This window comes from Rhodoferax sp. (assembly GCF_010365055.1).
GTDB lineage: Bacteria > Pseudomonadota > Gammaproteobacteria > Burkholderiales > Burkholderiaceae_C > Rhodoferax.
Genome location: NZ_JAAFHA010000030.1, coordinates 21,442 through 38,835, shown reverse-complemented (window position 1 = coordinate 38,835; position 17,394 = coordinate 21,442). Strand labels below are relative to the sequence as shown.

At 62.0% G+C, this 17,394-nt stretch carries 21 protein-coding genes and 1 pseudogene; 11 read left to right on the top strand and 11 right to left on the bottom strand.

Going from position 1 to position 17,394, the window contains the following annotated elements; translation table 11 throughout:
• The 3 genes and pseudogenes from GZ093_RS09140 to GZ093_RS09130 form a co-directional block, all read left to right on the top strand.
• A pseudogene (locus tag GZ093_RS09140) lies at positions 1-742 on the top strand (cytochrome C552); the annotation flags it as partial.
• 86 nt (positions 743-828) lie between these two features.
• A complete protein-coding gene (locus tag GZ093_RS09135; protein WP_296485144.1) occupies positions 829-1,281 on the top strand; it encodes a tetratricopeptide repeat protein in 453 nt (150 codons plus the stop codon).
• A 135-nt stretch (positions 1,282-1,416) separates the two neighbouring features.
• A complete protein-coding gene (locus GZ093_RS09130; protein WP_296485142.1) occupies positions 1,417-1,800 on the top strand; it encodes a DUF302 domain-containing protein in 384 nt (127 codons plus the stop codon).
• Between the two features lie 7 nt (positions 1,801-1,807).
• On the opposite strand, the gene GZ093_RS09125 is transcribed toward GZ093_RS09130, so the two are convergent.
• From GZ093_RS09125 to GZ093_RS09085, 9 genes are all read right to left on the bottom strand, one after another.
• The gene (locus GZ093_RS09125; protein ID WP_296485138.1) at positions 1,808-2,554 is read right to left on the bottom strand and encodes an HD domain-containing phosphohydrolase; all 747 of its coding nucleotides are present in this window, start codon (positions 2,552-2,554) and stop codon (positions 1,808-1,810) included.
• 54 nt (positions 2,555-2,608) lie between these two features.
• Positions 2,609-3,403, bottom strand: coding sequence for a class I SAM-dependent methyltransferase (locus GZ093_RS09120; protein WP_296485137.1), 795 nt, complete (start codon positions 3,401-3,403; stop codon positions 2,609-2,611).
• A gap of 91 nt (positions 3,404-3,494) precedes the next feature.
• The gene (locus GZ093_RS09115) at positions 3,495-4,436 is read right to left on the bottom strand and encodes a ParB/RepB/Spo0J family partition protein (protein WP_296485134.1); all 942 of its coding nucleotides are present in this window, start codon (positions 4,434-4,436) and stop codon (positions 3,495-3,497) included.
• Positions 4,437-4,453: 17 nt separating this feature from the next.
• A complete protein-coding gene (locus GZ093_RS09110; RefSeq protein ID WP_296485131.1) occupies positions 4,454-5,086 on the bottom strand; it encodes an alpha/beta hydrolase in 633 nt (210 codons plus the stop codon).
• Positions 5,087-5,164: 78 nt separating this feature from the next.
• Complete coding sequence (locus GZ093_RS09105) at positions 5,165-5,950, bottom strand: ParA family protein (protein ID WP_296485128.1); 786 nt, start codon at positions 5,948-5,950, stop codon at positions 5,165-5,167.
• An 11-nt stretch (positions 5,951-5,961) separates the two neighbouring features.
• Positions 5,962-6,114, bottom strand: coding sequence for a hypothetical protein (locus GZ093_RS09100; protein WP_296485125.1), 153 nt, complete (start codon positions 6,112-6,114; stop codon positions 5,962-5,964).
• A gap of 97 nt (positions 6,115-6,211) precedes the next feature.
• Complete coding sequence (gene rsmG / locus GZ093_RS09095; protein WP_296485123.1) at positions 6,212-6,898, bottom strand: 16S rRNA (guanine(527)-N(7))-methyltransferase RsmG; 687 nt, start codon at positions 6,896-6,898, stop codon at positions 6,212-6,214.
• A complete protein-coding gene (gene mnmG / locus GZ093_RS09090) occupies positions 6,898-8,943 on the bottom strand; it encodes a tRNA uridine-5-carboxymethylaminomethyl(34) synthesis enzyme MnmG (protein WP_296485121.1) in 2,046 nt (681 codons plus the stop codon). The genes rsmG and mnmG overlap by 1 nt, the downstream gene beginning before the upstream one ends.
• A gap of 97 nt (positions 8,944-9,040) precedes the next feature.
• Complete coding sequence (locus GZ093_RS09085; protein WP_296485118.1) at positions 9,041-9,208, bottom strand: hypothetical protein; 168 nt, start codon at positions 9,206-9,208, stop codon at positions 9,041-9,043.
• A gap of 71 nt (positions 9,209-9,279) precedes the next feature.
• Here GZ093_RS09085 and GZ093_RS09080 point away from each other — a divergent pair, with 71 nt between their 5' ends.
• Positions 9,280-9,537 carry a YkgJ family cysteine cluster protein gene (locus tag GZ093_RS09080; protein WP_296485113.1) on the top strand — a complete coding sequence of 86 codons (258 nt, stop codon included), beginning with the start codon at positions 9,280-9,282 and terminating at the stop codon, positions 9,535-9,537.
• A 133-nt stretch (positions 9,538-9,670) separates the two neighbouring features.
• Here the strand turns inward: GZ093_RS09080 and GZ093_RS09075 are convergent, their stop codons facing one another.
• On the bottom strand, positions 9,671-11,125 hold the full coding sequence (locus GZ093_RS09075; protein ID WP_296485108.1) for an aldehyde dehydrogenase: 1,455 nt from the start codon (positions 11,123-11,125) through the stop codon (positions 9,671-9,673).
• A 311-nt stretch (positions 11,126-11,436) separates the two neighbouring features.
• On the opposite strand from GZ093_RS09075, the gene GZ093_RS09070 reads away from it, so the two are divergent.
• Both GZ093_RS09070 and gstA read left to right on the top strand, forming a co-directional pair.
• On the top strand, positions 11,437-12,879 hold the full coding sequence (locus GZ093_RS09070) for a coniferyl aldehyde dehydrogenase (RefSeq protein ID WP_296485107.1): 1,443 nt from the start codon (positions 11,437-11,439) through the stop codon (positions 12,877-12,879).
• A 154-nt stretch (positions 12,880-13,033) separates the two neighbouring features.
• Positions 13,034-13,642: a glutathione transferase GstA gene (gene gstA / locus GZ093_RS09065; RefSeq protein WP_296485103.1), complete on the top strand. Its 609-nt coding sequence runs from the start codon at positions 13,034-13,036 to the stop codon at positions 13,640-13,642.
• Positions 13,643-13,746: 104 nt separating this feature from the next.
• On the opposite strand, the gene GZ093_RS09060 is transcribed toward gstA, so the two are convergent.
• Complete coding sequence (locus tag GZ093_RS09060) at positions 13,747-14,217, bottom strand: cytochrome C (protein WP_296485102.1); 471 nt, start codon at positions 14,215-14,217, stop codon at positions 13,747-13,749.
• A 511-nt stretch (positions 14,218-14,728) separates the two neighbouring features.
• On the opposite strand from GZ093_RS09060, the gene ccmA reads away from it, so the two are divergent.
• From ccmA to ccmE, 5 genes are read left to right on the top strand one after another with little or no spacing between them, the layout of a single operon-like run.
• Positions 14,729-15,361, top strand: coding sequence for a cytochrome c biogenesis heme-transporting ATPase CcmA (gene ccmA / locus GZ093_RS09055; protein ID WP_296485100.1), 633 nt, complete (start codon positions 14,729-14,731; stop codon positions 15,359-15,361).
• Positions 15,358-16,041: a heme exporter protein CcmB gene (gene ccmB, locus GZ093_RS09050; RefSeq protein ID WP_296485097.1), complete on the top strand. Its 684-nt coding sequence runs from the start codon at positions 15,358-15,360 to the stop codon at positions 16,039-16,041. The genes ccmA and ccmB overlap by 4 nt, the downstream gene beginning before the upstream one ends.
• On the top strand, positions 16,038-16,778 hold the full coding sequence (locus GZ093_RS09045; RefSeq protein ID WP_296485093.1) for a heme ABC transporter permease: 741 nt from the start codon (positions 16,038-16,040) through the stop codon (positions 16,776-16,778). Before ccmB ends, GZ093_RS09045 begins: the two co-directional genes overlap by 4 nt.
• Positions 16,765-16,944 (top strand): heme exporter protein CcmD, encoded by a 180-nt coding sequence (gene ccmD, locus GZ093_RS09040; protein WP_296485091.1) that lies wholly within the window; start codon positions 16,765-16,767, stop codon positions 16,942-16,944. The genes GZ093_RS09045 and ccmD overlap by 14 nt, the downstream gene beginning before the upstream one ends.
• Positions 16,941-17,384 (top strand): cytochrome c maturation protein CcmE, encoded by a 444-nt coding sequence (gene ccmE, locus GZ093_RS09035; protein WP_296485087.1) that lies wholly within the window; start codon positions 16,941-16,943, stop codon positions 17,382-17,384. The genes ccmD and ccmE overlap by 4 nt, the downstream gene beginning before the upstream one ends.
• The last annotated feature ends 10 nt before the right edge of the window (positions 17,385-17,394 follow it).

Here is a 17,394-nt window from a genome sequence, read left to right as displayed (position 1 = left end):
AGACTACACCGCGGCACCGACCTGCGCCACCTGCCACATGAGCGCCACCCCGGAGCAGAAGGTCACGCACGATGTGGGCGAGCGCATTTCCTGGACTTTGCGCCCCGCCGTTTCGACCAAGCTCAACATGGTCCGGCTCAGCAATGGCGACGAGTTCGATCAGCCTGAAGGCCAAGCCCTGCCCCAGGTCGGTGACGAAGTCAAAGGCGCCAAGGTGACCCAGATTCTGACCTGGACGCAACGTCGCGACAAGATGAAGAACGTCTGCGCCGCCTGCCACAGTGCCAACACCGTGGCCGGGCATTACAAGCAGTTTGATGACCTGGTGGAGCTGTACAACGACAAATATGCCAAGCCCATCGCCGGCGTGATGAAGGAACTTGAGGACAAGGGCTACCTGACGCGTCAACCGATGGACGCCAAGATCAAGTGGACCTGGTTTGAGATCTGGCACCACGAAGGCCGCCGCGCCCGCCACGGCGCCGCCATGAGCGGACCGGACTACACCTGGTGGCACGGCATTTATGAAGTCAGCCAGCACACTTACTTCAAGTGGATTCCGGAACTCAAAGAAGTGGTGCGCAAGAAAGACGGCAATGAAGACTTTGCCAATGCGCTGCTGGACAAATACTTCAAGCCCATTGCGGGCCATGACTGGTTCTTCAATGGCATGGGCAAGGACGCGATTGAAAAAGTGCGCAAAGGCTATGAAGAGCGCTATGGCAAAGGCAGCATGAAGTAAGTCAATAATCACTGATCGGCAAAACGGCTCTCCCGACCTGGGCGGGCCGTTTTTTTGCCTCCCAAGCAGCAACGAGAAGAAGCACCATGAACGCAAAAATTCGACAAGGCCTATTGATCGGCTGTGCGGTCCTGATCAGCGGCTTTGTGCTCTGGTCGGCGCAAGCCCCCGTGCCCCTTGACCTGCTGGCCCAAGGCGAGCAGCAATGGGCGGCCGGCCAACTGGACCAGGCTCAAATGACTTTCGAGCAAGCGGTTAAAGAGGATCCAACGTCAGTGAGTGCTCACATGAAGCTGGCCGGCCTGCAATTGTCGCGACAGCAATTCACCGCCTGTATCGCCACCTACCAACGCGCCATCGGCCTGGATGCCAACAACGCCCGCGCCTGGCTGGGCCTGGGCTTTGCGTACCTGCATACCGGTCAGGATGCGCTGGCGCTGGCGGCGTTCAACGAGGCGGTTCGGGTCGATCCCCGAAACCAAGAAAAATTGGCGCCAGTGCTGACCAAGCTGACGGCTAACGCCAAGTTCGCCGACTGATTGTTGTTGACCGAAAATTTTGCGGCGTTTGTGCTCAATCGCACATACCCTCGCCATCAACAAGACGGAAAATGCACGTCCTCCTGTCGGTGCTTACAACCGGCGGGTGTCAACTCCACATATTGAGGTGCTCCTATGTATTACATCGTTCCAAGCAGCAAACCCTTTGGCCAGGCTTGCACCGACCTTGAGACCGCCGTGCTGCGCCATAGCTTCGGCGTTCTCCATGTGCATGACCTGGGCGCGACGCTACGCGGCAAAGGCATAGCCTTTGCCGAAGAGTGCAAGGTCTTTGAGGTCTGCAACCCCGGGCAAGCGGCCAAGGTTTTATCGGTGGATATGCGGCTGAACATGGCATTGCCGTGCCGAATTTCAGTGTTTACAGAAAAAGGCCAAACGAAGATCGGGATGATCAAACCCGTGCCCATGCTGTCGATGCTGTCACAGGACGCGGCGCTGGTGCAGGTGGCCAAAGAGGTTGAGGAAAAGACCATCCAGATGGTGGACGAGGCGAAATAGCAGCCCGCTACAGTTGCACGTCTTCTGCGATGGCGTTGGCCATGTAGGTGATCTTTCTTTGCATATCGAGCTCGGTGTCGGCAAAACGCAGCGCGATGGCCTGGAATTCATCCTGAATTTCGATGAACGCATCCACCATGTCCGGGTCAAAATGGCTGGCGCGCCCCTGAAAAATAATGCCGACGGCCTGGACATGGGGTAGGCCAGCCCGGTAGACGCGCTCCGAGATCAAGGCATCGTAGACATCGGCAATGGCCATCAGGCGGGCTGACAGCGGAATTTGCTCCTCCGTCAAACCCTGCGGATAGCCGCTGCCGTCCCATTTTTCATGGTGCGAGTAAACCAGTTCCTTGACCGTCTGGAGCAAGGGCGCCTGGTAGCCCAAAGCCAGTTCGGCCCGCTCAATTGCGTCTCGGGCCAGCGTGGGGTGGGATTTGATGATGTCGTACTCGGCGGGGCTCAAAGCCGCGGGCTTGAGCAGAATCCGGTCTGGAATGCCAATCGTGCCCATGTCGTGCAGCAGCGCCGACTGAAACAGAATCCGGCAATAGGACTCGGTCAAGGCCGCGGCAAAGCGCGGATGGTCCGTCAGACGTTGCACCAGGGCCTGGACGTAATGTTGCACCCGCAAAATGTGCTGGCCGGTGTCTGAGCTGCGGGTACCGGCCAAGGTGAAGATGGCAAAAGCTGCGACGGCCGTGGCGGCATGCGCAGGGTCGGCGTCGAGCGCTCGGCTGGGGTCGGGTGGGGCCATGATCGGGTTTACCTTGTTGAAATTCTTCGTCAATCGTTCTGTCACGGCGCCAGTTTAGGCCACGACGGCTCGCTTGGGCGGGTCTCCACCATCGGCCAGGCTGTCCAGGGCAGGCGCGCCGGCAAACGGGGCGCGGTACAGCCACACCGACCGGCCATCGGGGGCAGACAATACGGCCTGAGGCACGAGTTCAGCGGCCTCAAATTCCAGACTCACCAGCCAGGCTCCCGGCCTGAGTTGCGCGCGCGCCTTGGCCACCGCGCGGGCCATGCTTTCCGGTCGCTGAAACAGATAGACCAAGGCATAAGGCGCCCAGTCGGCACGCCAGATGTCGCCTTGACGCACGCGTGCCCACGGGCAACGCAGGGCACACAAGGCACGCAAGGGCCAACTCCATTCCAGGCCGTGCAGTTGCGCCGTCGGGTAGGCCTCGCGCAGCGCCCGCAGGCCGGCGCCCAGGCCGCAACCGGCATCAAGCACCCGGGCGTGCGCAGGCAAAGGTGCTGACCCGGCCAAGTCACGCAGGGCGTGCCGGGGGGTCGGAAACAGCGGCGCGTCGCGCCAGGCATTCAGGGGGTAAATCAGCAGCAGCAGAGCCAGTGGCAGCAGCCAGGCCCAGGCCGGCACGGTGGCGGCGCCGGACAGGGCCAGCGACACGGGAAAGCCCAGGCCAATGATGACGCGGCGCCACCAACTGGCGGCCCAGCCACTGAGCGCCACGCCGAGCGCGGCAGCAGCGGCCAAGGCCACCCAGGCGGACAGCCCCAGTTGCTGCAGCGCCCAGAACAAGGCCCAGGCCGCGCCCCAAGTCAACAGGGCGGGCAGCGGCCAACGCGGATGGACAGGCATGTGATGAAGATGGGGGGTCGTTGGCACTGGCGGCAGACCGATGGACTCAAGGCACAAGTGGGCGCCGACGCGGTGCGAATCTGGTGCCGGGTCAGTGCGTCGCCGCGCGCCTGAGTTTGTCGATCAGGCCGTTGAGCTCGTCGAGCGAGCCGAACTGGATGCTCAACTCGCCCATTTCCTCCAGCCGCCCGGCCCGCTTGACACGTTTTTTCACCCGCACTTCAACCGCGGCGGTGAGCAGATCGGACAACTCCTCTTCCACCCGCTTCATGTCGCGCGACTTCTCCTGTTTCGGCCGGACCGAGGTCAGCGAGAAATCGGCGCTCAGTTTTTTGGCCAGGCGCTCGGCCTCGCGCACCGACAGGCTGCGCGCGCTAATCTGGTTCGCGGCAGTGATCTGGGTGGCCCGGTCCAGCACCAGCAGCGCCCGCGCGTGGCCCATGTCGAGGTCGCCGGCCATCAGCATGGTTTGCACCGGATCGGCCAGATTCAACAGGCGCAGCAGGTTGCTGGCGGCGCTGCGCGAGCGCCCCACCGCTTGCGCCGCCTGCTCATGGGTGTGGCCAAACTCCTTGACCAGGCGCTGCAGGCCCTGCGCTTCTTCCAGCGGGTTCAGGTCTTCGCGCTGAATGTTCTCGATCAAGGCCATGGCAGCGGCATCTTCATCGGGCACGTCACGCACCAGCACCGGCACGCTGTCCAGGCCAGCGAGTTTGGCGGCGCGAAAACGGCGCTCACCAGCGATGATTTCGTACTTGCCCTGGCTCGCGCCATCCCGCAGTTGGCGCACCAGAATCGGCTGCATGATGCCTTGCGCCTTGATCGATTCGGCCAGCTCGTACAAGGCGCCCTCGTCCATCCGGGTACGGGGCTGGTACTGGCCTGCCACCAGGTCGATGAGCAGCAGCGTGGTCGGCAGGCCGGCATTGCCTGCGCCCAGGGGGGAACCGTCCAGCGCGGTTGACTCGGCCACTTTCGGCCCCAGCAGGGCATCGAGTCCGCGGCCCAGGCCTTTGGGTTTTTTGGTAACCATGATCTTGTCTTTCCTTTTTAATGCGGGGCTTCGCAAGCCGTTGACCTTGCTCTTGACTTGTCTGATTCCTCGCGGGCCAGCGCCTGCGCTCGGTCCTCAAGCAACTGTAAAAATGCCTGCCCCTGCGGCCAGTCGCTCTGACCCGACTCAGCATTGATCTGCCCGCGCTGGCCGCCGTCAATGAACTCAGACCCCCAGGCGTGCGCGAACGCTTGCGCGCGCTCGAAACTGCAGCAAGCATCGTCGCGGCGACCCACCAGAATGCTGGCGAAGGGCAAGGGTTGCCGGCAAATCGGCGCCCAACTCGCCAGCAGCGGGCGCAAGGCTTCGCGTTCGGCATCCAGCGGTGTCACCAGCAGTGCGGCTTGCACCCGGTGGCTGTGGCGCGAGTGCGCGGCCCACGCCGCCACCAACAGGCTCCCCAAGCCATCGGCGACCAGTGTCAAACCGGACGATGCCGCCGCCCCGGTCGGCAGCACCGCTTCCTCCAGTTGCATCAGCCAGTCGCCGCGCAACGGGCGCTGCCAGTCGTGCTGCGCCAGGCGCCGGTAGCCGTGCGTCGCCTGCCAGCGGCTGAGCCAGTGGGCGGGGCCCGCATCTTGCCAGCCGGGCAACAGCAGGACTTTCGGGGTTGGCACGTCATCGCTCATGGGTCACTACTATTTAGATAGCTGCTTACGCATTAAGGACGTGGGCTAGAGGGCAATTTCGCATATATAAAGCGGCGATTACAGGGTTTCAATGCGCGCCACCATCTCTTGGGCAAACGCAACGTAGGCCTGCGCTCCTTTGGCCAAGGGATCAAACACGACGCCCGGCACACCGTAGCTGGGTGCCTCGGCCAGCCGCACATTCCGGGGGATCACGGTGTTGAACACCTTGTCGGCAAAGTGCGCTTTCAGTTGCTCGCTCACCTGCTGCTGCAGCGTGATGCGCGGGTCGAACATGACGCGCAACAAGCCGATGATGGCCAGATCTTTGTTCAGGTTGGCGTGCACCTGCTTGATGGTGTTGACCAGGTCGGTCAAGCCCTCCAATGCGAAGTACTCACACTGCATCGGCACGATCACACCGTGCGCGCAGCACAGACCGTTGAGCGTCAGCATCGACAAACTGGGCGGGCAATCGATCAGGATGAAATCGTAGTCTTTTTCCACCTCGGCCAAAGCCTCTTTGAGCCGCCGCTCGCGCCGCTCCATCGCCACCATCTCGACCTCGGCGCCGGTCAGTTCACGGTTGGCGCCAAGAATATCGTAGCCACAGCCTGCCTCGATCAGCCGATCGCTTTTGACCCGCGCCTCTGCCACCGAGGCCGCTTCCAGCAAGACGTCATAAATCGTGAGTTCGAGTTGGCGCTTGTCCACGCCCGAGCCCATGGTGGCGTTGCCCTGCGGGTCAAGATCCACCATCAGCACGCGCTGCCCCACCTTGGCCAGACCAGCGGCCAGATTGACCGTGGTGGTGGTCTTGCCAACGCCACCTTTTTGATTGGCGACACAGAAAATTTTAGCCATGAAATGTTTGCTTAAAGTGGAGCGAGGTCGCGGGCATCGGTGCGGCAGCGCTTGAACTGTTTCACGTGAAACAGGCGGGCTTCAAGCCCGCCGGCCTGGGCAAGAAAGCCATGAAGACTGACAATGGCGACAGGACAACCTCCGCGATCGGCCACGCCAAGCATAAGGGAGCTTCTTTGGTTGGAAAAGTCTGAGTTTACGTTAGCTTGTTGGCAACCGTTCCGTTTTTTCCGCAAGCAGGCTGTTCCGCTGCAAAAACTGTCAGACCGCTGCGGCGCGCATCCAGACAATACAACGCTCTGCGCCCAAGCCTGGCACCCGTAATTGTTCCACGTGGAACACCTGCACCTCGCTGGGCAGGTCCGCGATTTCGTCAGCGGGGTGCTTGGCCTTCATGGCCAGCCAAATCCCGTGCGGTGCCAGCGCGGCCGAAGACAGCCGAGTGAAATCCGCCAGCGACGCAAAGGCGCGCGAACTGATCACAGCGTAGGGCTCGGTCAAGCTTTCCACCCGCGCGTGCAGGCCACGCAGATTGGCGAGCCTCAAGGTCGCCGCCGCCTGTCGAATAAACGCTGCCTTTTTGGCCACTGTGTCAACGCAGTCAACGGCAATCTCGGGGCAGCAAATGGCGATTACAACGCCAGGCAGGCCGGCACCCGAGCCGACATCCAGCAGTCGCAGCTGGGCGACATTCGCCGCCACAGTCGCACCCATCGCCTGCTCACGCAAACTGGCCAACTGCCTGCGCAAGGGCTGAATCACCGCCAGACTGTCCAGCAAGTGGTGCGTCAACATCTCAGCCGGGTCACGCACCGACGTCAGGTTATAGACTTGGGTCCATTTTCCAATCAACGCCAGGTAGTCGAGCAACAGACCAATTTGCCGATCGTCCAACGCCAACGCGAGATCCACCAAGCCATCGCGCAAAGCCGATTCCAGCTCACGCATCAGCTGGACGCCTGCTCAGCAGCACCCGACACAGTGGCTGCGGCAACCCTGCCCGCTTCAGTGAAACCCTTGAAGTTGGTCTTTTTTAAATGAACCAGCAGCAAGGAGATTGCCGCTGGCGTGATGCCCGACATGCGCGAGGCCTGACCCAGCGTTTCTGGCCGGTACTTGCTCAGCTTTTGCCGAGCTTCAAAACTCAAGGCCGACACCTGCAAATAGTCGAGCTCCAGCGGCAATTTCAGATTTTCATAGTGGGCGGCTCGCCCGACTTCTTCCTTTTGCCGATCAATGTAGCCCGAGTACTTGGCCACGATCTCCACCTGCTCAATCACCACGGCGGCAAACACAGCGTCTGCGTCTGGCAGCGCAGAAGCCGGTGTTTCACGTGAAACAGCCGCATTCAATTCGGTACTGGCATACTTGCCCCCCTCCAGCGACATCAGGCCAGCATAGTTCACATCCGGTCGGCGCAACAAATCCGCCAGACTGTATTCATGCTCAATCGCCTTGCCCAATACCCGCTCCGACTCCAGCGCGGGCAGATTCTTTGGGCTGACCCAAAGCGAGCGCAGACGCTCTGTTTCACGTGAAACAGCGTCACGCTTGCGATTGAAGGCTTCCCAGCGCGCATCGTCCACCAAGCCCAGTTGGCGCCCCACCTCGGTCAAACGCATATCGGCATTGTCTTCGCGCAGTTGCAGCCGAAACTCGGCCCGGCTGGTGAACATACGGTAGGGCTCGGTCACGCCCTTGGTGATCAGGTCATCGACCAGCACGCCCAGATAGGCCTCGTCGCGGCCCGGCACCCAGGTGTCGTGCGGCCAGGCGGTTTGGGCGCCGGCCTGCAGCGCCGCATTGATGCCGGCAAACATGCCCTGCGCCGCCGCCTCTTCGTAACCGGTCGTGCCGTTGATCTGGCCGGCAAAGAACAGGCCCTTGATGGCCTTGGTCTCGAAACTACTTTTGAGCTGCTGCGGATCGAAATAGTCGTACTCGATGGCGTAGCCGGGCCGCAGGATATGGGCGTTCTCCAGGCCGGGCATGGAGCGCACCAGCGCGTACTGAATGTCAAACGGCAAGCTGGTGGAGATGCCGTTGGGGTAGTACTCGTTGGTCGTTAGCCCTTCGGGCTCGAGAAAAATCTGGTGGCTGTCCTTGTCGGCAAAGCGGCTGATCTTGTCTTCCACGCTCGGGCAATAGCGCGGCCCGACGCCTTCGATCTTGCCGGTGAACATCGGGCTGCGGTCAAAGCCGCTGCGGATGATGTCATGGGTGCGCTCGTTGGTGTGCGTCATCCAGCACGACATTTGTGGCGGGTGTTGCGCCACCCGGCCCATGAAGCTGAACACCGGCATCACCGGGCTCATTCCGCCCGGCATGCCGTCGCCGGGCTGCTCAATGCATTGAGTAAAGTCAATCGAGCGGCCGTCCAGGCGTGGCGGTGTGCCGGTTTTCAGCCGGCCCTGCGGAAGCTTCAGCTCCTTCAGCCGGGCGCTCAGGGAAACCGCCGGCGGGTCCCCGGCCCGGCCGGCCGCATAGTTGTTCAGGCCGACATGGACCTTGCCATCCAGAAAAGTGCCCGCCGTCAGCACCAAGGTTCTGGATCGGAACTTGATGCCAACCTGCGTCACGGCACCGACCACCCGGTCACCCTCGACCATCAGGTCGTCCACCGCCTGCTGGAACAACCACAGGTTGGGCTGGTTCTCCAGCCGGTGGCGAATGGCCGCCTTGTACAGAACCCGGTCCGCCTGGGCACGTGTGGCGCGCACGGCCGGCCCCTTGCTGGAATTGAGAATGCGAAACTGGATGCCGCCTTCGTCAGTCGCCGCCGCCATCGCGCCGCCCATGGCATCCACCTCCTTGACCAGATGGCCCTTGCCGATGCCACCGATCGACGGGTTGCAGCTCATCTGCCCCAGGGTTTCGATGTTGTGGCTGAGCAGCAGGGTCTTGCAGCCCATGCGGGCCGCGGCCAAGGCCGCCTCGGTTCCGGCGTGACCGCCGCCAACAACAATGACGTCGAAATTCTGTGGATAAAGCATGACTATGGATCTGAGTGTGGGCGGGGAAGACAGGCGCGCGCCCTGCGCCCGGTGGGCAACACGCGATTTTACCGGCTGCTCCCAAATATGGGGACAATCAGGGGCATGACGCTTCTGGCCTTTGCAGGCAGTACCCACCCAAACTCATTCCACCGGCAATGCCGGGCAGGCATTCGACGCCGACGGCCTGTGGCAGCGCAAAGCTCACCGCCAGGGCGTGCCAGATGCTGTCAACCCGGTGCTGTGGACAAACCAATGATCTCATACAAAAAAGCACTCTAGCCAGCGTCCTCATTGCTTTTATAGCTACTATTTGTATAGCAAATGAAGTTTGACATGACGTGCCGGCCCGGCTGCGGTGCCTGCTGCATCGCCCCCTCCATCAGCTCCGCCATTCCCGGCATGCCGCACGGCAAGCCCGCGGGCGTGCGCTGCGTGCAACTCGACGACGCCAATGGCTGCCGCATTTTCGGACAGCCGGAGCGACCCGCCGTCTGCGGCCAGCTGATGCCGTCAGCCGAGATGTGCGGCAACAGCGCCCCGGCCGCGCTGGCATGGCTGACCCAGCTGGAGCTGGCAACGCAACCCGGCTGAGCCCAGAGCAGACAGAGCGCTTCCGACTACGCGCAAGCTGCAGCCTGTCCCACAAAGGGACTTCCAATATCCGACAAGCTGTTGGGGACAGAGCTGGTTCGCCTCGCGTAACTGCGGTCTGCCCCACAAGGTCTCAGAACGGGTAATGCCGGGGCGTCGTCTGGATCGTGATCCAGCGCAGCTCGGTGAACTCGGCCACGCCGGCCTTGCCGCCAAAGCGGCCGATGCCGCTGCCCTTGACGCCGCCAAACGGCATCTGCGCTTCGTCGTGCACCGTGGGACCGTTGACGTGGCAGATGCCGGAGTCAATGCGCCGCGCCACGTTGAAGGCGCGGGCGATGTCGCCGCCAAACACGGCCGCTGACAGACCGTACTCGTTGTCGATGGCACAGGCCACGGCCTCCTCCACCCCGTTGACGCGCACCACGCACTTGACCGGGCCGAAAGTCTCCTCATGGTAGATCTTCATCGCTGGCGTCACATGGTCCAGCACGGTGGCCGGCATCAGCGTGTTCTCTGCCTTGCCGCCGCACAGCAGCTTGGCGCCCTTGGCCAGCGCATCGTCAATCAGTGCGTTGCAGTGCTCCACCGTGCTCATGCCGATGACCGAGCCCAGCACCACCGGCTCGGGCTTGCGCGGGTCGCCCAGCGGCAAGGCGCTGGCCTTGGCGGCAAATTTCTTGACGAACTCATCGGCAATTTTCTGGTCCACGATGATGCGCTCGGTCGACATGCAGATCTGGCCGCTGTTGGCAAAGCAGCCGAACGCGGCGCCATTGACGGCGTCCTCGATGTTGGCGTCGTCCAGGACCACCATCGGCGCCTTGCCGCCGAGCTCCAGAACCACCGGCTTGAGGTATTTGGCGCAGGTCATGGCGATGATCTTGCCCACCCGCGTCGAGCCGGTGAAGTTGACACGGCGCACCGCCGGGTGCGCCACGACCGCCTCCACCACGGCACCGGCGTCGGCCGGGGCGTTGGTGATGTAGTTCAGCACGCCGGGCGGGAAACCGGCGTCGGAGAAGGCCTCCACAATCAGCTGGTGGGTGTGCGGGCAGTTCTCCGAGCCCTTGAAGATCACCGTGTTGCCACAGGCCAGCGGTGTGGCGATGGCTCGCACCCCGAGAATGATGGGTGCGTTCCAGGGCGCAATGCCCAGCACCACCCCGGCGGGTTGGCGCACACCCATGGCCAGGCTGCCGGGCACATCCGACGGAATCACCTCGCCACTGATCTGCGTCGTCAGCGAAGCCGCTTCGCGGATCATGCCGGCGGCCAACATCACGTTGAAGCCGGCCCACATGCCGGAGGCGCCAGTCTCGGCCGCCATGGCCTCGATGAACTGCGGCGTCTTGGCTTCCAGCGCGTCAGCGGTCTTGAGCAGCAGCATGCGGCGCTCGCTGGGGCCCGTCTGGCTCCAGGACTTGAAGGCTTCGGCGGCGGCATCCGCCGCCATCACTGCATCCGCTGGGGAGGCGGCGGGGGCACGGGTGGCCACGCTGCCGTCCAGCGGATTGCGGCGCTCGAAGGTGGCACCCTTTTCGGCGCTGACCTTGCGGCCATTGATCAACATGGACAGGTCGGACATGAGGCAGCTCCTTGCGTTGAATAATGTCAGGTAGTCCGTTCACCCTGGACGCATCAAGGGGCTACGACCGGCTCAGTCCGAACGGGGATTTGGCGGGGCCCCGAGGCAGGCTTCGCTGATGACGCTGGGCCACGCCAACAGTGCGGCCGGCCGCTGGCAGGCCACATCCTACGCCTGCGGCTCAAGGCCCGCATGCGCGAGACAGCAAGCTGGACCGCCAGGGCCGCGGCCGCCGGACCTGCCGGCAACCCTGCCAACCCTGGCCATTTCAACCGCGTGAAATAATCCATCCCATTTCAAAGAGGTGTCCTATGTCCGCCATTGCCCAGCATTCCGTCACCCCGGTCGACCTCATCCGCAGCTCCCTGGACGAGACACTCAAGCTCCAGCGCGCCGCCTACTTTGCCCACCCCTACCCCAGCTTTGACGAGCGCCGGGCCGACCTGCTCCAACTGAAGGCTTTCATTCGCGACAACCGCGAGGCCATCGTGGCGGCGATCAGCGCCGACTACGGCAACCGCTCACGCCATGAAACCCTGTTTGCTGAGATATTCAGCGTCATGGACGGCGTGGACCACACCCTCAAGCACCTGAAGAAATGGATGAAACCGCAGCGCCGCGGCGTCGACCTGAAGAACTTCCTGGGTGCCAGCAACCGCGTCATCCCGCAGCCGCTGGGCATTGTGGGCGCCATCGTGCCCTGGAATTTTCCGATCAACCTCAGCTTCAGCGGCCTGATCGCCACCTTTGCCGCCGGCAACCGCTCCATGGTAAAGATGTCGGAGAATTCCCGCCACCTGGCCCAGCTTCTGATCGACAAATGCCCGAGCTATTTCCCCCACGACAAGCTGGCCTTCTTTGACGAAACCGGCGGCGTCGGCATCGAGTTCTCCAAGCTGCCGTTTGACCATCTGCTGTTCACCGGCTCCGGCGCCACCGGACGCGCCGTCATGGCCGCCGCCGCCCCCAACCTGTGCCCTGTCACGCTGGAACTCGGCGGCAAGTCGCCGGCCATCATTTGCGACGACTACCCCCTGCGCAAGGCAGCCGAGCGCCTGCTGTTCGTCAAGTACTTCAACGCCGGGCAGATCTGCACCACGGTCGACCATGTGTACATCCCCGCGGGCAAGGTGGACGAATTCACGGCGATGGCGAAGGACATCGTGCTGGCACGCTATCCACGCCTGGACACGCCCGACTACAGCTCCATGATTGACGCGCGCGCATTCAATCGCGTGGTCGCCGCCCTGGAAGAAGCGCAGGCGCGCGGCGCCACCCTGGTGCAACTCGTCCCCGGGCCCGCCTGGGACGCCGCCAGCCGCAAGATTGCGCCGCACATCGTGCTCAACGCTCCGACCGACTGCGCCCTGCGCACGCGCGAGATTTTCGGCCCGGTGCTGCCGGTCATCGCCTACACCACCATTGACCAGCCCATCCAGGCCATCAATGACGGACCGCGTCCGCTGGCGCTGTACCCCTTCAGCAACGACAAGCCGCTGGTGCACCATCTGCTGCAGCACGTCATGTCGGGCGGCGTCAGCGTGAACGACGGGCTGTTCCACGTCGGCCAGCACGACCTGCCGTTTGGCGGCGTGGGCGACAGCGGCATGGGCCACTACCACGGTCACGAGGGTTTCGTCACCTTCTCCAAGATGCGCCCGGTGTTCTACCAGGCGCCGTTCAGTGCGATCAAATTCATGTGGCCACCCTACGGCAAATTCGCCACCAAGTACCTGGAGTTCCTGACCCGCTAACCACCTGTCGGGGCGTCGCGGCGGGCGGCCGCCATCCCGCGCAGCAACCCTGAGTCAAATAGCCCCCTGGCGGCAGGACCAAGTGGGAGCGGCTAGCATCGGCATGGCCCCGTTTTTCCAACCCATTCAGTTGAACCAACTACAAGGACTTTGCATGAAACTTTACTACTCCCCTGGCGCCTGCTCGCTGTCGCCCCATATTGCACTGCAGGAGGCCGGCCTGGCTTTTGAAGCCATTCGCGCACCGACCAAAACCCACCAACTGCCCGACGGCACCGACTACTACACCATCAACCCACTGGGTTATGTGCCGCTGCTGGTGCTCGACGACGGCACCCAGTTGCGTGAAGGCGCAGCCATCGTGCAGTACATCGCCGACCAAGTGCCGGCCAAACAACTCGCGCCAGCCAACGGCACGTTTGCGCGTTACAAGCTGCAGGAATGGCTCAACTTCATCGGCACCGAACTGCATAAAGGCTTTTCGCCGCTGTTCACCCCCGGCATGCCCGATGACGCCAAAGCCATCGCCAAAACCCGCCTCAACTCACGCCTGCAATGGGTCGACAGTGAGCTGGCCAAGACGCCTTATTTGATGGGCAACACGTTCACCGTCGCCGATGGCTATCTGTTCGTGGTGGCCGGCTGGGGCAAACATGTCGGCATTGATATCTCGACCCTGGCCAACCTCAGCGCCTTCATAATCCGCGTTGGTGAGCGCCCTGCCGTGCAGGCCGCCCTGCGCGCCGAAGGCCTGCTCAAATAACTTGCGCTGACACCTCAGTCGCGCCTGGGCAGGCATAAAAAAGCCGCTGGTTTGCAGTGGCTTTTTTTGCAGTGTCCGGGCTGGCCGGACCACCATGGGCTGGCTCAATACTTCAATTGGAGTTTGTCAAGTTGCTCTTTGGTGATGGCAGGAACATCGCCCTTTGCCTTCCAGCGATTGGCGTTCCAGCCACCTTCACCCACCCAGGCCTTGATCACCTTCAGGTTGGCGACGCGCTGTCCATCGGTTTCACCCAGATGCTGGTACATATTGCCTGGCTTCTTGTCGGCACTGCCGCTACCATCGTCGAGGCGACGCATAAAGGCCCCCGCATCTGGAAAGGCAATCAGCTGAAGCACTGTTTCATACGTATTGAGACGCGGGCCGGACTCATCTTTGGTGTATTTTTCCTTGGCCAAACCGAATTCCTTGAGCGTCGGCGCTTTGGCCCCGTGGCAGTCATCACACTGGGCTTTCAGAATGGGTTGAACGTCAGCGCGGTAGGTCACGTCCGCGGCGAGCGCGGGCAACGCCATCGTGGCGCAGGCCAAAATGCCTAGAACTTTAAATTTCATGTGGTGCTTCCTTTTGGATTGAAGAGGGTGGTTGAAAACAAAAAACTGGAGATCACTGCCGAATGCTATTCGGCTGAAATTAGCTGCCAACTTTGCGTCGACTCTACTCTTGCTGCCTGAAGACGCTGCGCAAAGGTCAAGACTGCGGATGGAAACGCCTATCTAGGCGCAATTTAGCCCTGAGCGCGCCGGCCTTTCAGGCCGCCCTGCCCACCGATGGCCTGTTCATACAGCGCCGCCGAATGCGCCGCCGCCGGGCCGGAAGCCCACCCGCAAAGTTGGGAGGATCGGGGCAGCTCATCAAATCTGCGCGGTTTGGTCCACCGAATGTCCTTATTTTTCGTAAAGTTTTATAAAGAATTTCTCAATATCTTTTTCTTTATTTTCCGGTCGAGTCAATTTTTTCCCTCGAAGAAGCGCTTTTTTCAGGGCCGATTACTGCTCTATAAGTAGGCACTTATGCCTCTGGCGTGACGTAACATCCGCCTACTTCTTCTCCCAGAACCACGATTTGAAACCCGCATCGACACTGTCCTTTTCCAAGCTCGGCTGCAACCGGGGTGGGCGTCAACTCTTTCAAAATGTGGATTGCGTACTCGAAGCCGGGCGCTGGCTGTATGTGGCCGGTGCCAACGGCGTCGGCAAAACCAGCCTGCTGCGCATGGTGTGCGGTTTGGCACCGATCGAAGCCGGCGACATCTGCTGGAACGGCACCCCCATTCATGCCCAAGCCGATGCGTACCGGCAAGACCTCTGCTACCTGGGTCACCTCAACGCCCTGCAAGAATCGATGACCGTCCAGGAAAATCTGGCATTTACCGCGGCTCTGGGCGGCCTGGCGCCGGATGCGGCACAAACCCGGGCGGTCCTGGCGCAATTTGGCGTCCCCGGGCGCGAACGCCATTTGGTGCGGCATCTGTCGCAAGGCCAGAAGCGGCGGGTCGCGCTGTCGCGGCTGGCCTTGAGCCCGGCCCGCTTGTGGGTGCTCGATGAGCCCTTTGTGGCGATGGACGAGGCCGGCGTTCGCATGCTGGCCGACTTGATTGCGGCGCATTTGACCCAAGGCGGCCTGGCCGTTCTGACCAGCCACCAGCAGGTGGACATCGGCACCATCCCGGCGCAAATGCTGGAGTTGCACGCATGAAGAAGCTGGGACTGGGCTCGGTCCTGCTGGCGGTGCTGCGGCGCGAAGTCTCGCTGGCGCTGCGGCAAAAGGGCGAGGTGCTGACACCGCTGGTGTTTTTCGTCGTGATTGCCAGCCTGTTCCCGCTCGGCGTCGGGCCCGAATCTGCGCTCTTGTTGCGTATGGCCCCCGGTGTCCTGTGGGTCAGTGCCTTGCTCGCGGCCATGCTGTCGCTGCAGCGTTTGTTTGCCACCGATTACGCCGACGGCTCGCTCGAGCAGATGGCGCTGTCCAGCACGCCGCTCGGTCTGCTGGTGCTGGCCAAAGCGCTGTCGCACTTCTTGCTGTCCGGCCTGCCGCTGGTGCTGATGGCGCCAGTGCTGGGCTTGCAGTTCGGTCTGGAGGGGCGCGCGCTGGGCATCTTGATGCTGACCCTGCTGCTGGGCACCCCCACCTTGAGCCTGATTGGCAGCATCGGCGCGGCCCTGACCTTGGGCGTGCGCGGTGCAGGGGTATTGCTGTCGCTGTTAATCTTGCCCCTCTACATTCCGGTGCTGATTTTTGGCGCCGGCGCGGTAGAGGCCGACGCTGCCGGCCTGGGCATGGGCGGCCACCTGTCACTGCTGGCAGCCCTGCTGGTGCTGTCAATATTTTTTGCGCCATTGGCCACCACCACTGCCCTGAGGATTTCTTTGGAATGAATACCCGCGTGATTCACTGGTTCAAGTTTTCTTCTCCGCAAAACTTTTATGTGCTGGCCGGGCGCATGTGGCCCTGGTTCACGGCCCTGGCCACGGTGCTGCTGGCCGTCGGCTTGTGGATTTCGTTTTTTGTCGCCCCGACCGACGCGCAACAAGGGCAAGGCTACCGCATTATTTTTGTGCACGTGCCCGCGTCGCAGATGTCGATGTTCATCTACCTGGTGATGGCGGCCTGGGCTGGTTTTGGCCTGGCGTTCAACACCCGGTTGTCGGGCATGATGGCCTCGGCGCTGGCGCCCACTGGCGCCCTGTTTGCGTTTCTCTCACTGATCACCGGGTCCTTGTGGGGCAAGCCGATGTGGGGCGCCTGGTGGGTCTGGGATGCCCGCCTGACATCGGAGTTGATCCTGTTGTTTTTGTACCTGGGGTTTCTGGCGCTGCAATCGAGCATTGACGACCCACGCCGCGCCGACAAAGCCTGCGCCGTGCTGGCGCTGGTCGGCGTGGTGAATGTCCCCATCATCTATTTTTCAGTCAAGTGGTGGAACACCCTGCACCAAGGGGCTTCGGTGTCTTTAACCAAGTCGCCGACGATGGCCAGCACCATGCTCGCCGGCATGCTGATCATGGTCGTCGCGTTCTGGATGTACACCATTGCGGTGACGCTGGCACGCGTGCGCAACATCATTCTCGATCGTGAACGTCATACGGAGTGGGTCAAACATGCAGTGGAATAGCGTTTCCGAATTTTTCGCCATGGGCGGCTACGCCCTCTATGTCTGGGGCAGTTTCGGCGTCACGGCCGCCGTGATGCTGATTGAATCGTTGCAGATTCGCCGCCAGCGGCAGGAACTTCTGCGCAATCTGCGCACCGAATTACTTTCCGAAGGAGTCTCTTCATGAAACCTCGTCACAAGCGGGCCGCCATCATTGCGGGCGGTTTGGCCACTTTGGGCCTGGCGGCCTACCTGGTCCTCAATGCCTTCCAGAGCAACCTCGTTTTCTTCTTTTCTCCGACCCAGGTGGCGGCCGGCGAGGCGCCCAAGGAACGCACCTTCCGTATCGGCGGATTGGTCAAGGAAGGCACCGTCAAGCGCGACAACCTGACCGTCGCCTTTGTCGTGACCGATACCGCCAAGGAAATCCCCGTGTCCTACACCGGCATCCTGCCGGACCTGTTCAAGGAGGGCAAAGGCGTGGTGGCCCAAGGCAAACTCGATGCCAATGGCAAGTTCACTGCCACCGAGGTGCTGGCCAAGCATGATGAAAACTACATGCCGCCTGAGGCCCAGCACGCCATGGACCAGGCCGAAATCCAAAAAGCTGCAAAAACGCTGAAATAAGAGGCTCACC